This window comes from Vibrio sp. S234-5 (genome assembly GCF_000960595.1).
GTDB lineage: Bacteria > Pseudomonadota > Gammaproteobacteria > Enterobacterales > Vibrionaceae > Vibrio.
Genome location: NZ_JZAM01000120.1, coordinates 1 through 412 on the forward strand (window position 1 = coordinate 1; position 412 = coordinate 412).

Annotated in this window: 1 pseudogene; it reads left to right on the plus strand. The window is 44.7% G+C overall.

Annotation, left to right across the window (positions count from 1 at the left end):
* A pseudogene (locus UF06_RS27140) lies at positions 1 to 236 on the plus strand (prepilin peptidase); the annotation flags it as partial.
* Between the last annotated feature and the right edge of the window lie 176 nt (positions 237 to 412).

Consider the following 412-nt stretch of genomic DNA (forward strand, 5'->3'; position numbering starts at 1 on the left):
GGCTGGGACTGAGTAATCTGTGGGAAGCGTCTATCGGAATTATTCTCGCAGGGGGTATTGTTGGCATCTTTTATTTGATGCTGCACATTGCTTCAACGAGCGTTGCTCTAACTCATCAGGTCAAGGGCTACTGCATTGAAAAAGTTACACCAGGCTTTAGGTCTAATAAGCCACTAGTGATTCCTTTCGCGCCTGTAATCGTAATCGGATTAGCTTATTTCTCCTACACGCACTAATACTTATAAATAGAAAAACATACGACATCAGTTGACTAGGCAACTTCAAGAGGGGAAGTATGATGGGCTCTGCGTATTGGGAAAAACTAGTGCCACAAATCAATCCCCCAAAGGTGCCTTCCGCAGTGGAATGTCTTGGGATCCCAGCTGCAGTCGTTGAAAACCTAGTTCTGAAA